Genomic DNA, 14,350 nt, shown 5'->3' on the forward strand with positions numbered 1-14,350 from the left:
TTTCAAGCTCCTTTACTTTTCTTCAGTGTCTATATTCTTACACTCTTCTAAAATGATTTTTTCGGCTTTGCTTTTTGCATTTTTCTCGTCTAAACATTTGGTAAGCGGATGATGCAGAATATCCATACATAACGTTTGAAAATCTTCATCATCTCCATCGATAGCAATGTCTTGCTGCGTAGCAAGGGTAGCGATCATAAGCGAAGCCCGCAGGCTAAGCCCGCTACTGTTTTCGTCTCCAGAGCGGTTTCGCACGTTTGCTACGAGCGTTACAATTGTGCGCGCTTCGTCTTCTTCTACATCCGTTTTCTCCGTTAAAATCGCTGTCTCTCTGTCGATGTCTTTATAATCAATAAACATAGTAATTAACCTGTCAAGAAGCGCATCTTGCGTATCATATACGCCAGCATACTCAGCTGGGTTGCTCGTGAAGATGACGCGGAAATCGGGATGCACGCGTACAAAAGGATCGGTCATTTTCACTCCATACAGCGGCAGCACGCCTTCTTCTAATATCGATAGAAAGATATTATTCGTCGCAGGCTTAGACCGAGTAAATTCGTCGTAAATCAGCGTATAGCCGTTTTTTACGGCTTCAAGCAACCGTCCATCCTGCCAGTTTTCACTTACTTGTTCATCTTTTTTATAAACAGAACGAACATACTGGTCGATTACTTTTTTGCTCGTATAGCCCGTAAAATCGCCAATTAAATCTTTGTTGTTGAGCTCGTGATTCCCGTGCATCAGCATCACAGGACGCTTTCTCTTTTTAGCAAGCGCTCGCGCTAAAGAGGTTTTACCTCCGCCGGCAGGACCTGTAAAATGAATGGAATAGCCGGATTTTAAATAGCTCAGCGCTCTTGAAAGAACCTCTTTTGTCTCGTCATCTTGTATAAAAGCTCCACTGCCTTTTTTCCTTTTGTCTGTTAAGACGGTCATTTTTACGTTCCTCCTGCCATCTTATCGTTTATGCTTCAATGCCAATGGCGCTTCTATATCTGACGTCGAGTCGTTTGAATGAAATGACTTCTTTTTCTTTATTTAAAAAGCACTCGTATGTTCCAAGCATTTCATCTTTGGCGTATTTTTTCATATATTCTCGTTCTTCAATGACTTCAACAATAACTCTCCAGCCTTCATCTTCAGTAACTTCCACCGAGGTAATTTTATGAGGAGGAGCTACGTTTTCAGCAAAAAAGTCGTTCACGGCTTGCATAATTTTTTTAATTTCCATCTTTAGTAGCCTCCAATAGTTAGATCTAAAAGCTGGAACCACCCTCAAAAAGGAAGGTTCCATACCACTTCATATTAAATACTAAAACGCGGCTGCCCTTCACTTGAATTTGAACGTTCAGGAAGGCCGTTTTCTTCTACGTCGTCACGAAGAAGCCCCACTGCTTCTGCATAGCGTAACCATGTATCAACACTGGCAATAACCACTCGTGCTTCAATTGTTAAAATTTCAATTCCTACAACAGACACTCTTGCAAACGCATCAATAACAATTCCTTTATCTAAAATACGGTCAATGACTTCTGCTAAACTTGAACTATTAGTACTTTTTTGAATAGACATATCCCATTTCTCCTTTCGCTTATGATCCCATTGTTTTTAAATCTGTAGATGATTTAATATCATTGGAACTTTTAATCTTAGTAGAGCTTTTAATATCCGTTGCTTTTTTAATCTGATTTACGCCTTTTATTTTCCGCTTGTTTTTTGACTTATCTTTATCGTCTGAAGAAGAAACTTTTTCTTGAAAGTCTTCTCCAGCTTCTTTTACATCGCTAAGCTTATCTTTTACTGATAATAAGACGCCTTGAAGCTTTTCTTTTGCGTCTTCTCCTTTGCCGTGTACCTTTTGGGCATTTTTTTCTTTCGTTTCCTGCAGTTTTTCTGACGCTTCATCCGCTTTTTCCTGCAGTTTCCCTTCGGTTTTTTCGACAAATTTTTCTTTCGCTTTTTCTTTAACCTTTTCTTCTACTTTCTCCTTAACAGGTTCAGGCGTGTGCTCAACTATTTTTTTCCCTGCTTTTAAGGCTGCTTTCTCCACATCTTTTTTATCCATGAAATTCCCCTTCAGGACGGATATCTTACTTCTTCGCGTCCATGAGTTTGTTTAGCATCTCTTCAATGCGCTGCAGCTGATCGTTCATATTTTTATTTTCTTCTTTTAACTCTTCGTACTGAGACGTTTCCATTTCTGCGCTTGCGCTGACTTCTTCCTGCGCATTTCCCTGTTCATTTGATATTTCTTCTTTTTTCTTTTTAGGTGCCAGCAGCTTGCTTAAATTGTCTTTTTCAAGATAGCCTGTAGCCGTCTGTCTTAACGCTCCCATCGCTTGCTGCGTTAAAATATCCTGTGCGTTTCTTCTTAACTCTTGTCCTGTCGCACGTACAATTTCTGATTGTCCTAAGCGACTGAGTACTTTTTTACTCGTTTGCGGACTTGAAAGAAGTCCAATTCCCGCTCCTACTACGCCTCCTAAAATGGCAAGATTCAAAGAGTTTTGCGTTTTTTCTTCCTGCTGCTGATTTTCTTGTTTTTCACTTTGTACATTCTTATCAGTTGTTGACATGTTTCATCCTCTTTTCTCTTATTATTATTTATTTAATGAATTTTCTTACGATTAAAAGACTTAAAAACTAAGCCCTGCTCCTCGCTCCTCTGTTCGGCCAGGCAGCCCTTCTTCCTCTACTTTGTCGGTTAATAACCCGACCGCTTCTGCGTAGCGAAGCCACGTATCGACACTTGCAATAACGACTCGTGCTTCAATCGTTAAAATTTCAATTCCTACGAGTGATACTCGAGCAAAAGCATCGATGACAATTCCTTTGTCTAGAATTCGATCAATCACTTCTGCTAAACTTGAACTATCTGTACTTTTTTGAATACTCATTTTTTAGCAGCTCCTTTTGAAATTTAGCTAAATGAATGATGCTACTAATCAACCTGCTTAACTTTTTAAGTAAACATACTTTTGAAATATACTTTTTAGCCCTCTTTCAAACATGAAGAATTTGCTAAAAATTAATTCTTGAAAAATAATTAGAAAATTATTCTACTTCGTATAATAGTTTACAGTTAATTTATGGATGTATTTTGCGCGTAAATCCCGTTGTTAAAGCTTTTATCGAAACTCAAATTCCAAAATAAAACAATAAATACATTATTGTTACAATAATATTACATTATAATTTAAGGCATATTATCTTTCAGGTTACCCTCAAATACTTTGATATTTTTAACTATTATGGAATATTATTGTGCATGTAGTTCTCTTAAATAAAACCAGCGCATAAAAAAAGCTGCCGCACTGCGACAGCTTTCTCCTATACATAATAAGTTCTATAAAATCATTCCGGTTAAAGGCGCTTTCGGGTTTCCATCATGATCCCAGTCTTCTTTGTCTACTAAAACAAGCAAGCTTCCTTCTTTGACTGAATCATTATATTGTTCGGCCTGCTGTTTTGGAATTCCCATACCGACTAAAATACCAGACAGACCTCCTACACTCGCACCAGCTGCTGCACCTGTTAATGTAGCTACAATCGGACCAGCCGCTACAATTGGGCCTATTCCCGGGATTGCAAGAGCTCCGGCACCTGCTAATATTCCGGTCAAGCTCCCTAACGTACCTCCGGTAAGCGCTCCAGTTGCTGCCCCTTCTGCTTTTGTATTCGTTTCTTTCTGAACTTTTTTGGTCTTTTTATGTTTACCGATAATAGATATTTCTTCTGATGCGTATCCTTCTTTTTTTAAATTCTCTACAGCATGAATTGCTTCTTGTTCCGTTTCATATACCCCCACAACATTCTTTGCTTTTGCTTCCATACTATCTCCTCCTCATTAATGTTGTGTGTACCCGGGAGCATGACTTTGAAACGTTTTAGAGAGTAAGAGGTCTTCTCTATTCTTAAATAAATGGCCCTACATCACTTTTCATTTAGTGACGTTTTTATTTAAAAATGAATGAACTCGCTCTTTTTTTAACCATATTCCTCCACAAGCAATGATGCATGCAGCCGTACTAAAAGCCAACGCGTAGCTCCGGAGCCAATCCACAAGGAGCCCAAACCAAATCGGTGCAAGCACAATGGCAAATTGATTGAGCGTTAACGCAATGCTTACCGTTAAACCAATAAAACGATCATCGGCTTTTTCTGCTATTAACACGATAAACAAACTAAACCAGCCAATTGCAAAAAAGCCGAGGCTAAAACAAAAAATAGTTAGTAGCCAAAAAGGCAAAGTAAATCCAATATAAGAAATAGCTATGATTAGTCCTACAGTCACCCAAACCGTCGCTTGCAAAGGTGTTCTTCGATTTCCGTTATACACATGATCGCTTAGCCAGGCTAAAGCAATTCTCCCAATTATTCCCCCTAACAGTGTGACGCTCAGCAACATGCCCGCTGAAGCAAAATCCATCTTTATGGCTTTCGTTAAATAGCTTATAAAGTGCGCCACAATGATCATTTGAAGAGAAATCATTGAAACACCTACAAAGAATAAGGGATAGAGCGTTTTATCTTGAGAAATACGCATGATTTTTTGACGAAGCGTAAATGTTTCTTTTTTTTCTGGCGATGATGGGTATTCTCGATAGAATACTAAAAAAAGAAGACCTCCCCCGATAGCTGCCGCAGCCTGTATGAGAACAGCCCCATGCCACCCGTATTGATAAAACACTAGCGGTAATGCCGCGGAAGCAATAGCGCCTCCAATCGGAATTCCCGTTTGCCGAATTCCCATGGCAAGCCCTCTATGACGAGATGGAAACCACTTCACCACGGCTTTGCTTCCTCCTGGCTGTGCTGTTCCATACCACACTCCTGCTGCGAGAAGTACGCCTGTTAGATACAAATAATGATCAACGCTATAGGCAAAAAGCATGCTTATCCCCAGCAAAATAGATCCTCCTCCTACAAGCCACCTTTCTCCATATCGATCCATCCAGTTTCCAAAGAACAGCATGGAAAAAATCGGACCAATTTGAACAGCTGATACGAGCAGTCCTGTTTGAAACTGCGATAAATCATATAGTCTTTGCCAAAGCGCTGCCAATGGTCCCGCGCCGTACGTGACAAACGTTGCACACGTCTGAGAAAGGGTGGCAATAAATAAAATCATCCACTTATAAGAAGCTTTTTGTCTGCTCATTTTCTCTCCTCCACCTTTACTTTCAGTGTAGAGTAGCGGTGATATCATGTAAAATAAGCAATAAAGATAAAAGTCATCAATAAAAATGATAGCTGAAGGAGGAGATTTGATGGATATAAAAGATTTGCTTGTTTTTACAACGGTAGCAGAAGAAAAAAACATTTCAAAAGCTGCCAAAAGCTTAAGCTACGTGCAGTCGAATGTGACGATGCGAATTCAGCAATTAGAAGCGGAGCTGGGCACAAAGCTCTTCCAACGAAGCGGTAAAGGGGTAACGTTAACTTCCAGCGGAGAGCTGTTGCATCGTTATGCTGAACAAATTCTTCGTTTAACCAATGAAGCCACGGCAGCTGTGCAAAGCAGCTCGCAAACGCCGATAGGACCTTTAAAAATAGGTGCAACTGAATCCACCGCGGCTCTTCGGCTGCCGCCTTTGCTTTCTACTTATTGCACTGCCTATCCTAATGTAGACTTCATCTTAGACACACATACAACCGATGTTCTTATTCAACTGGTTTTAGAACGAAAACTTGAAGGCGCATTTGTTGCAGGCAGCTGTGAACATCCTGATCTAAACTCTTTATTTGTTCAAGATGAAGAGCTTGTACTTGTGAGCCGCCACCCTCTTCCTTCTCTTTACAGCCTAAACGATATGAATTTATTAGCATTCAGCAGCGGATGCGCATATCGACATACGTTAGAAATGCTCATGACAAAAGAAGGCGTGTTTCCAAAACGCATATTAGAATTTGGTACGATTGAAGCCATTATTGGGTGTGTAAAAGCAGGTATGGGCGTAGCTGTAATGATGAAATCCATTGTATCTAACTACAATTCATTAACGTTAACTCCGCTGCCGCAGCCATATAGAAAGGTTCCTACTTTTTTTATTACGCGAAAAGATGCCTTTGTATCGGCGGCTTTACGTGAATTTTCTTCTCTTCTGACTGACCAGCTTTGCACAACAAAACCCTAAGAAAATAGGCGTTCTTAGGGTTTTGACTTAAGCCGTTGCCGGATTCTTTTTCACAAATTTCATAAACAATCCGCGAACTAAAGGTCCCATAATGAGAAGCTGAAGCGGATAGGCTACGATAAAGTTTTTCATAACGATAAATGCATAGCTTGAAAGAAGCGGCTCTCCGTCTAAACCTTTCGTAAGTGACATCGTAATTAATCCATATACAGACATGGAAAGCACCATTCCAATAACCATGCATGATGATAAAATCAACACGACTTTTAACTGTTTAGACTTATCAAACGGCAGTGAAAATGCTACTTTTTTTGCTACGGGACCTACTAAGAAAGTTTCGACAGCCATGGCAACTACAAATGTGATAACCAAGTTTAAAATACCTTCTGCAAGTGTGATATGCCCGATGACATCATTTATGAACATGTTATACATCGTCATCACAAGCACCATCCCTCCGCACATCATCATTCCAAAATACATACTTTCTTTTTTAGTTGTGGGCATATTCCTCATCCTTTTCATGTTTTTTACTTGGCTTAGTATAGCTTTTTATCTTCCTTCTTCGTAAGTGAACATTTTGTGAACATTCATCTAAAAAAATGCCCTGTGACCGTAAAACAGTCACAGGGCATTTTTTTAGACTTAAGCGGCTGGTGCTTTTTTTAAGGAGGGCTGAGTATGGCAAATTACTCTAGTCTACATCGTTAATAAATGTTTGGAGACTTAACAAAAAACCCCCGCTCTATAGACTAAAGCGGGGGTTGGTTTTATAGAGATTCCGTGTGAGATGCAGGCGGAATTGGCGTTTGGGTTCGAAATACTTTTTCCCATTTCGAGACGACGATACAGGCAATGGCGTGGCCTGGAACGTTAACTCCTGTTCTTGCCATATCCATGATGCGGTCTACTCCTGCAATGATTGCGACTCCTTCAGCCGGCAGACCTACTGCATTAGCTGTTGCTAAAAGCACAACAAGTGAACCTGACGGGACAGCCGCAATTCCTTTACTTGTCATAACGAGTATAAGCATCATAAATAATTGCTGAGTTAAGGGCATGTCAATATTAAAAGCCTGTGCTAAAAAGACGCATGAAACGGATAAATACAAAGTAGATCCATCACAGTTTAACGACAGGCCGGACGGAATAACGAACGACACCACTCGTTTAGGACATCCGTACTTTTCCATACGCTCCATCAGCTGTGGCAGCACCGTTTCTGTACTTGTTGTTGAAAACGCAATAAGAAACAAGTCCCAAATCATTTTGAAGACTTCAAAATAGTTGAATTTGAACAAAAAACCAACAAGCGGAAATAAAACAAATAAAATAATAAAAAGGCCTAAAAAGACGGTTCCAATTAGCTTCAGCATCGGAAGCAGAAGGACAATGCCGTATTGCCCCACAGATGCAGCCATTAGCGCTAGTACACCAAGAGGCGCTGTGACCATCACAATTTGCGTTAATTTAAACATAATTTTAGCGGTTGATTCAAAAAATTTCATTGCAGGTTCGGATGCTTTCCCAACTCCTGAGGCGGCAACACCGAATAAAATAGCAAAGAAAATCACGGCCAGCAAATCATTTTTTGCCATCACATCTACGATATTCGTTGGAATGATGTTTAAAATCATTTGTTTAAAGTCCACGACCTTGTCGGTATACTGAGACAATTCACCGATATCTTTTTTAACAAGATGAGAAAGATCGAGGCCTACTCCGGGCTTTAGCAAATTCACTAACAGCAGACCAATCCCTAATACGATGGTAGTAATAATTTCAAACCAAATAATCGTCTTTAACCCTAGACTTCCCATTTGTTTCATACTGCCGCTTCCCGCAGCACCTATGACGATGGTTGAAAAGACAATCGGCACTACAATCATTTTAATGAGCCGGATAAACCCGTCTCCTACCGGTCTTAAAGCCATCCCGAAGTCCGGAAAAAAGTGCCCGATAACAGCTCCAATTACTAATGCAATTAAAATTTGAAACGCTAAAAATTTTTTCACATTTCTCCCTCCCCTTTGTCTTCATGAAACGGACATCAGTTCCATTAATATCCAAGTTCTCAGACACTTTAAGTAAATTCGGGACATTTAGTTAAATTCCTTCTAAAATAGACAAAACGGTCTATATATTTCACTTTGTCCGTTAAGATACATAGAAAAAAGCCAGGATGAAAGTCTTCTTCATCCTGACTTTTTTATCGTTATGCTTTTTTCACAAACTGAGATTTTAAGCTCATCGCTCCAAATCCATCAATCTTGCAGTCAATGTTATGATCGCCTTCTACTAAACGAATGCTTTTTACTTTCGTTCCGATTTTTACAACCGATGAGCTTCCTTTTACTTTTAAGTCTTTGATGACAGTAACTGAATCTCCGTCTTTTAAAGCATTACCGTTTGCATCTTTTACAGTAAGCTGTTCTTCCGTGCTTTCTGCTTTTTCATCTTGACCCCATTCATGCGCACACTCCGGGCAGATGAACAGGTTTCCATCTTCATATGTATACTGTGATTGACAGCTTGGGCAATTAGGTACATTCATTTTCTTTTCCTCCAGCAGCAGCCCGTAACCAATGGTACGATCACGAGATTACGTTTTTTATCTGTTTTATACTGTCACATTTTTATACGTTTAACAAGCTTTTCTATTTTCTCTATGCTGATGTTTTCTTTTCCAAATAAGTGAGCCGATAAACAGAACAAAACCCGCTCCAAAGACAAGAAGCTGATCTAAATAAAGGTCACCTGTCTTTACATACCGTATAATAAATAATCCTCCAAACATGAGCATCAGCATACATGAAAACCGAATGAGGTATGAATTGATTTCCATTTTTCATTCCTCCTTTTTGTAAGACTTTTTTGTTACGAACAAAACGCGAACCATATGCCGAATGTAACTGCGTATAACGGCAAAATGACGGCTAGTTTTTGCTTCCACCCTTTAAAAAAAGAAGAATTATGAGGTGCAAACCAAAGCTCTAACGTACCGTATACCAGCAGTGCTCCCGCTGCTAGTATGGCAATCACAGTCTCTCCTAGGTCCATAGCTATTCCTCACTTTCATTCTACGCGCTTGAAACTAAACGCTGCGTATATAGTAAATCTCATCATTACAAAAAACCTTATAATCGTGATGCATGCGGATTTCGAGCACTTTTTAACAATACATTTATTACCATTATATCATAATAAAAGCATTTTTGAGACTTTTTATACATGTAAATTATTGTATAATAAAAAGTAGACACAGAGAAAAAAGGGGAGGATTGTTTGAAGAGAACTCAGCTTGTGTTTGTTATTACCCTGCTTATTGAAGGGGGATTAACCTATGCGTGCTCATCATTTTTGTCTATCCGCTTTATTGAGCTTATGTTTTTTAGCGGACTTTTGTTTTCAGTTTTAACTTTTTGGTTTTCAAGCAGCGGAAGCAACAGCGCTCATTCTCACTATAACACTCACTCCATGAGGTTAATGTCCGGAGCCAATGTCGAACATAATCCGTTTCGTTTGCGCTGGACGGCTTATTTTCTTGCTTCTTTAAGCTTTACGGGAGTCGGCCTGATTTTTTTCATTCTGTTGCTGACGGACGTTATTCCTCCAGTAAGCTAAAAAACCTGCTCTTCACAGAGAGCAGGCACTTACGAGAACAGCTTGAGAAGCAGGCATTTTCGCCTTACTTTATTCGCAACAGCTTGAGTCACATGATCTTTTAAAGGCCGAGTCAATATTCGTTTCAGCGGATGTTTTAGCATTCGTTTGCTAATGGGAACTTTAAAAATGATGCTGAGAACGACTGTTGCAAAAACCGATAGCAGCAAGACCGCAAAAGGCTTTTTTTGAAACCATCTCGAAAAGATAAGCATCATTACATAAATAAGTGCTGACCACCCCAAATGCCAGCCGTGTCTAAATGTAATCCCCTTACACCTCAGACCAAGCCATTCTACAAATGAAGCTGTACATACCCATTTTACGATATATTTTACCTGTTTAAGAAGTGTAGACGGATAAGTAGCTAAGAACGACAAAATCATGAGAGGTGTAATAAACATAAGGTGTAAAATACGCAGTACTTTTAATGAAAGATGAGAAGATTTAAAATCCCAAAGCAACTTATCGTTACATAAAAAGTAATAAAGAATATTAAAAAAGCTCACGTATAAAACCCCAGCATATAGCTCGTGAATTTTTTTCCACGTTTTCTTCTGGATATTTTGAAAAATCAGCCATAGAAGGACAGAAATATGCACCTTTGTTCACCTCTCTAACGTCGTTTTTAGAACCAATGTTATTTTATTTTATTTTCATTTCGTCCTGCTTCTTTTCAATTTTCCGAATCCATCCAATCAGCATCCGGTTAAGGTAGGATTTTAACGTTACGCTAATAAAGGTGTGGTACCACATCCAGCCTGTTTTCCATTCGATGAGCTTCGTTCGTTTTTCAGCCCATAATTCAATAAAAAACATGGGAATCGTAAAAAGTACAATTTTATATAAAATCTTTAACCCTTTATCGTGATACGTAGCCTGATTAATCATAACGGATATGCTAGGATACAGTAAAAAGTCGAACAACACATTAATTCTAAACTGTTTTTTCAGTAAGCGAGTTGGATATCGAAGAAGGCCGTGAGAGACAATAAATTTATCAATAATACCATTTGTTAAGGCATTAAATGCATAAGCCAGCAGCCAGTCTTTGATCGGTGGTTTTCTAAATAGAAAAGGGAGCATTCCCAGCCCTATAATCAGCATTGTACGTAAAAAATTCACTTCAAATTTTTTATTTCTCATAACCTTTTCGCTCCTTTCACCAAGTGTTGTTAGTATACCTTCGTGTCGATTGGCAGCTTAAGACGGTTGTTCTAATCCCGTTCTCTTTACGTACGTACATGTTTGTTTTAGTTTTCAGTTCTTTGAAGAGATTTATACATAAGGTTGAGACATGAAAAAAGCCCGACTCTAATCAGTACGGGCTTCTTTCTTGATCTATTTTGTTCTTACCATCCAGCTACACAACCATCCGTTCGTGATTCACTTCCTCCGCATAGCACGCCGCTTTCAGGGTCTCTCCAAATAATCTGTCCGCGCCCAAATGCCATCGAATCCACGGCTACTTCAATTTTATGTCCTTTTCGTTCAAGCGCTTGTGCTACGTGTGAAGGAAAAGTCGGCTCAACAAGCACCGTTTTATCTTTTTTCCACTGCCATCTTGGCGCATCTAAAGCGGCTTGAGGATGAAGGTGAAAGTCAATCGTATTCATGACAACTTGCATATGTCCCTGCGGTTGCATAAACCCGCCCATCACGCCAAAAGGTCCTACGGGCGCATTATTTTTAGTGAGAAAGCCTGGAATAATGGTATGAAACGTTTTTTTATTAGGAGCAAGACAGTTATCGTGATTAGGGTCCATTGAAAAATTGTGACCGCGGTTTTGCAGAGCAATTCCCGTTTCTGGCACAACAATTCCAGAACCAAAGCCCATATAATTACTTTGAATGAATGAAACCATGTTTCCTTCTTCATCAGCCGTTGCTAAATACACTGTTCCGCTTCCGACAGGTTCTCCTGCTTCAGGCTGCAGAGCATGTTCTTCTATAAGGCTGCGGCGATAGCTTGCATATGTATCAGACAGCAGTTCCCTGACAGGTACGTTCATTTTCGCTTCTTCGGTAATGTATTTTGCTCCGTCCGCAAACGCAAGCTTTATCGCTTCGATTTGTTTATGATACGTATCGACGGCGTCTTTTTCTTGAAGCTCAAAGCCTTTTACGATATTTAATGCCAGTAACGCAATAAGCCCTTGTCCGTTCGGAGGAATTTCCCAAACATCATATCCACGGTAGTGAGCGGAAATAGGATTTACCCACTCCGGTTCGTAAGCTGCCAAATCTTCTTTTGATAAAAAGCCGCCATATTTTTTGCAGAATGCATCCATACGTTCTGCAAGCTCACCTTTATAAAAGGCTTCTGCATTTGTCTCACCAATGAGCTGAAGCGTATGAGCATGATCAGTAGATGACCACATCTCTCCTGCTTTTGGTGCTCGTCCATTCGGCGCAAACGTTTGAAACCACGATTCAAATTCTTCGCTTGTATGTACTCGTTTAAACGTATCGTACGCTTGTTTCCATTGTTTAGCGAGTGTAGGAGCTAACGGAAATCCTTCTTTAGCATATTGAATAGCAGGCTCCAGCACTTGAGAAAGAGGCAGTTTACCAAATCGCTTTGATAAAGCAGCCCAACCAGCCGGAGCACCGGGAACCGTAACGGGAATCATTCCGTACTTAGGAATTTCTTTGTATCCTATTTCCTTCAGCGCATCAATGGAAATAGACTGCGGAGAAGGTCCGCTCGCGTTTAGTCCATACAGCTGATTATTCGTCCAAACAAGCGCAAACGCGTCTCCTCCGATCCCATTAGAAGCCGGCTCTAATACGGTAAGACTTGCCGCTGTCGCGATCGCTGCATCAATAGCATTACCTCCTTTTTTTAAGATATCAAGACCTGCCTGCGCTGCAAGCGGCTGAGATGTGGATATCATTCCTTTCTTTGCATAAACGGGCACTTGGTAAGATGGATATGGATGATAATGCGGATCATAGTTCATAAAAGCTCCTCCTCTTTTACACTTCTTAATTTATTTTAATTTTCTAAATAATTTAACTTCTTTATTTTACCATATTTATAGCCCAGCGCCTTTCTTTTTATCTCAGAATGACATGACTTCATTTACCTAAAATTGGTATACTGGTAGAGTAAAAGAATCCCCAAGGAGGATGATGTATGAAAAAAGTAAAAGCTGCCCTTCCACTCGCTGTTTCTTTAGCTCTCGGCCTTCAAGTACTTCCTATGTCCACTTCAACCATTCAAGCTGAAGCAGCGGCGAATGCTGCTCATCACTCAGCAAAAGTTGAATACAAACGAGCTAATTCATTTCTAACCAATCTATCGAACGGAAAAACAAAAGAAGCTACGCGCTACTTTTCCCGCAGCCTGCAGGCAAAAATGAGTGAAGATAACCTAAAAACGTGGTGGTCATCTTTAACCGCTCAGCTTGGTGCTGTAAAAAAGATTGATACAGCTGTACAAGGCGAAGTCAATACCGTTCATCGGAATATAGACATTCCCATTAAATTTGAACATGCATCAGCTACTTTAACCGTTCGTTTTAGTCAAAATCGTCAAATCGATGACTGGCGAATTGTGCCGGACGAGCGCCAGTTTTCATTTTCCACACCGCCTTATGACACCCCTAAGAATTACAGAGAAACACAGCTTTCAATCGGCAAAGCACCTTACGAACTTCCAGCAACGCTCACTCTTCCAACACGTTCAAAGCATCAAAATGTCCCCGTTGTCATTTTAGTTCACGGATCAGGTCCTTCTGATCAAGATGAAACCTTTATGAGCTTAAAGCCGTTTCGAGATCTGGCTTCAGGACTGGCTTCTCAAGGAATTGCCGTTTTACGCTACAACAAGCGTACATACGAACATACAGCTAAAATGTCCGGTGAAAGTAAAATAAGCGTTGACGATGAAACAACTGATGATGCCGTACTCGCAGTCAAAGCAATGGCGAAACAAAAAGGCATCGACAGCCGTAACATTTTTATACTAGGACACAGTCAAGGCGGCATGATGATGCCCAGAATTTTAAATCAAACGCCTGATAAAAGCGTGCGGGGCTCTGTTTTACTTGCTGCACCGAGCCGCACACTTCCAGAGTTAATGCTTGAACAATTTGCCTATCTTGTATCGCTGAATCAGCTTCCGAAAGAGCAGCTTTCTTTTTTCCAGCAGCAGTTTGCCATTTTACAAGACCCAAATTTTTCGCCAGCTCAGCCGCCAAAAGAATTTTTGCTTGGCACGCCTTATTTTTGGTATGACTTAGCTCACTGGCACCCTGCAGAAGTTGCAAAATCTCAGAACACGCCGCTGCTTCTTTTACAAGGAGCGCGTGATTATCAAGTAACGACCGAAGATTTTGAAGGTTGGAAGCAAAGTTTATCTCAGCGTTCCGACACTTCCTTTAAGCTTTATCCAAAGCTCAACCACTTTTTCACAGAAGGGTCCGGTGAAAAAAGTAAGCCCGATGAATATGCTGTTTCAGCCAACATTCCTTCTTATGTCATTGATGATATTGTGAAATGGGTTCGTGAAACGCAAAAGTAAAGAAAAAAGAGCGGCTTTG

General features: G+C 40.1%; 19 protein-coding genes. 3 read left to right on the plus strand and 16 right to left on the minus strand.

Annotated features, from left to right (window positions below; genetic code table 11):
- Nucleotides 1–12: 12 nt before the first annotated feature.
- The 8 genes from gvpN to MKX72_RS16690 all read right to left on the minus strand — a co-directional run bounded on the left by gvpN (nt 13) and on the right by MKX72_RS16690 (nt 5,164).
- Nucleotides 13–939 carry a gas vesicle protein GvpN gene (gvpN, locus tag MKX72_RS16655; RefSeq protein WP_033580318.1) on the minus strand — a complete coding sequence of 309 codons (927 nt, stop codon included), beginning with the start codon at nt 937–939 and terminating at the stop codon, nt 13–15.
- 28 nt (nt 940–967) lie between these two features.
- The gene (gvpO, locus tag MKX72_RS16660) at nt 968–1,234 is read right to left on the minus strand and encodes a gas vesicle protein GvpO (protein WP_033580317.1); all 267 of its coding nucleotides are present in this window, start codon (nt 1,232–1,234) and stop codon (nt 968–970) included.
- A gap of 74 nt (nt 1,235–1,308) precedes the next feature.
- Entirely contained in the window at nt 1,309–1,575 is a 267-nt protein-coding gene (gvpJ, locus tag MKX72_RS16665) for a gas vesicle structural protein GvpA (RefSeq protein WP_013057997.1), read from the minus strand.
- Nucleotides 1,576–1,594: 19 nt separating this feature from the next.
- Entirely contained in the window at nt 1,595–2,068 is a 474-nt protein-coding gene (gene gvpQ, locus MKX72_RS16670; protein ID WP_049165587.1) for a gas vesicle protein GvpQ, read from the minus strand.
- A gap of 25 nt (nt 2,069–2,093) precedes the next feature.
- On the minus strand, nt 2,094–2,579 hold the full coding sequence (gene gvpT / locus MKX72_RS16675; protein ID WP_155007906.1) for a GvpT/GvpP family gas vesicle accessory protein: 486 nt from the start codon (nt 2,577–2,579) through the stop codon (nt 2,094–2,096).
- A 60-nt stretch (nt 2,580–2,639) separates the two neighbouring features.
- A complete protein-coding gene (gvpA, locus tag MKX72_RS16680) occupies nt 2,640–2,900 on the minus strand; it encodes a gas vesicle structural protein GvpA (RefSeq protein ID WP_013058000.1) in 261 nt (86 codons plus the stop codon).
- Nucleotides 2,901–3,349: 449 nt separating this feature from the next.
- Nucleotides 3,350–3,835 (minus strand): general stress protein, encoded by a 486-nt coding sequence (locus MKX72_RS16685; RefSeq protein WP_155007904.1) that lies wholly within the window; start codon nt 3,833–3,835, stop codon nt 3,350–3,352.
- A gap of 108 nt (nt 3,836–3,943) precedes the next feature.
- Nucleotides 3,944–5,164 (minus strand): MFS transporter, encoded by a 1,221-nt coding sequence (locus tag MKX72_RS16690; RefSeq protein WP_155007902.1) that lies wholly within the window; start codon nt 5,162–5,164, stop codon nt 3,944–3,946.
- A gap of 109 nt (nt 5,165–5,273) precedes the next feature.
- On the opposite strand from MKX72_RS16690, the gene MKX72_RS16695 reads away from it, so the two are divergent.
- Nucleotides 5,274–6,140 carry a LysR family transcriptional regulator gene (locus MKX72_RS16695; protein ID WP_155007900.1) on the plus strand — a complete coding sequence of 289 codons (867 nt, stop codon included), beginning with the start codon at nt 5,274–5,276 and terminating at the stop codon, nt 6,138–6,140.
- 27 nt (nt 6,141–6,167) lie between these two features.
- Here the strand turns inward: MKX72_RS16695 and MKX72_RS16700 are convergent, their stop codons facing one another.
- The 5 genes from MKX72_RS16700 to MKX72_RS16720 all read right to left on the minus strand — a co-directional run bounded on the left by MKX72_RS16700 (nt 6,168) and on the right by MKX72_RS16720 (nt 9,200).
- Nucleotides 6,168–6,647 (minus strand): hypothetical protein, encoded by a 480-nt coding sequence (locus MKX72_RS16700; protein ID WP_033580311.1) that lies wholly within the window; start codon nt 6,645–6,647, stop codon nt 6,168–6,170.
- A 263-nt stretch (nt 6,648–6,910) separates the two neighbouring features.
- The gene (gene gltP / locus MKX72_RS16705) at nt 6,911–8,155 is read right to left on the minus strand and encodes a glutamate-aspartate/proton symporter GltP (RefSeq protein WP_029715022.1); all 1,245 of its coding nucleotides are present in this window, start codon (nt 8,153–8,155) and stop codon (nt 6,911–6,913) included.
- A gap of 200 nt (nt 8,156–8,355) precedes the next feature.
- On the minus strand, nt 8,356–8,694 hold the full coding sequence (locus MKX72_RS16710) for a zinc ribbon domain-containing protein YjdM (RefSeq protein ID WP_029715023.1): 339 nt from the start codon (nt 8,692–8,694) through the stop codon (nt 8,356–8,358).
- A gap of 90 nt (nt 8,695–8,784) precedes the next feature.
- A complete protein-coding gene (locus MKX72_RS16715) occupies nt 8,785–8,985 on the minus strand; it encodes a hypothetical protein (RefSeq protein WP_034263931.1) in 201 nt (66 codons plus the stop codon).
- A gap of 32 nt (nt 8,986–9,017) precedes the next feature.
- Entirely contained in the window at nt 9,018–9,200 is a 183-nt protein-coding gene (locus tag MKX72_RS16720) for a hypothetical protein (protein ID WP_033580308.1), read from the minus strand.
- A gap of 225 nt (nt 9,201–9,425) precedes the next feature.
- Between MKX72_RS16720 and MKX72_RS16725 the strand changes: the two genes are divergently transcribed.
- A complete protein-coding gene (locus MKX72_RS16725) occupies nt 9,426–9,764 on the plus strand; it encodes a hypothetical protein (protein WP_033580307.1) in 339 nt (112 codons plus the stop codon).
- 29 nt (nt 9,765–9,793) lie between these two features.
- Here MKX72_RS16725 and MKX72_RS16730 read toward each other — a convergent pair whose 3' ends face one another.
- From MKX72_RS16730 to ggt, 3 genes are all read right to left on the minus strand, one after another.
- On the minus strand, nt 9,794–10,405 hold the full coding sequence (locus tag MKX72_RS16730) for a CBO0543 family protein (RefSeq protein ID WP_034263929.1): 612 nt from the start codon (nt 10,403–10,405) through the stop codon (nt 9,794–9,796).
- 43 nt (nt 10,406–10,448) lie between these two features.
- Nucleotides 10,449–10,949, minus strand: a complete 501-nt coding sequence (locus MKX72_RS16735) for a CBO0543 family protein (protein ID WP_154992009.1) — start codon at nt 10,947–10,949, stop codon at nt 10,449–10,451.
- Between the two features lie 206 nt (nt 10,950–11,155).
- Nucleotides 11,156–12,766, minus strand: a complete 1,611-nt coding sequence (gene ggt, locus MKX72_RS16740; protein WP_098627566.1) for a gamma-glutamyltransferase — start codon at nt 12,764–12,766, stop codon at nt 11,156–11,158.
- 176 nt (nt 12,767–12,942) lie between these two features.
- On the opposite strand from ggt, the gene MKX72_RS16745 reads away from it, so the two are divergent.
- Entirely contained in the window at nt 12,943–14,331 is a 1,389-nt protein-coding gene (locus MKX72_RS16745; protein WP_155007898.1) for an alpha/beta fold hydrolase, read from the plus strand.
- The last annotated feature ends 19 nt before the right edge of the window (nt 14,332–14,350 follow it).

The sequence above is a fragment of the Priestia sp. FSL R5-0597 genome (assembly GCF_038006305.1).
Taxonomy (GTDB): domain Bacteria; phylum Bacillota; class Bacilli; order Bacillales; family Bacillaceae_H; genus Priestia; species Priestia zanthoxyli.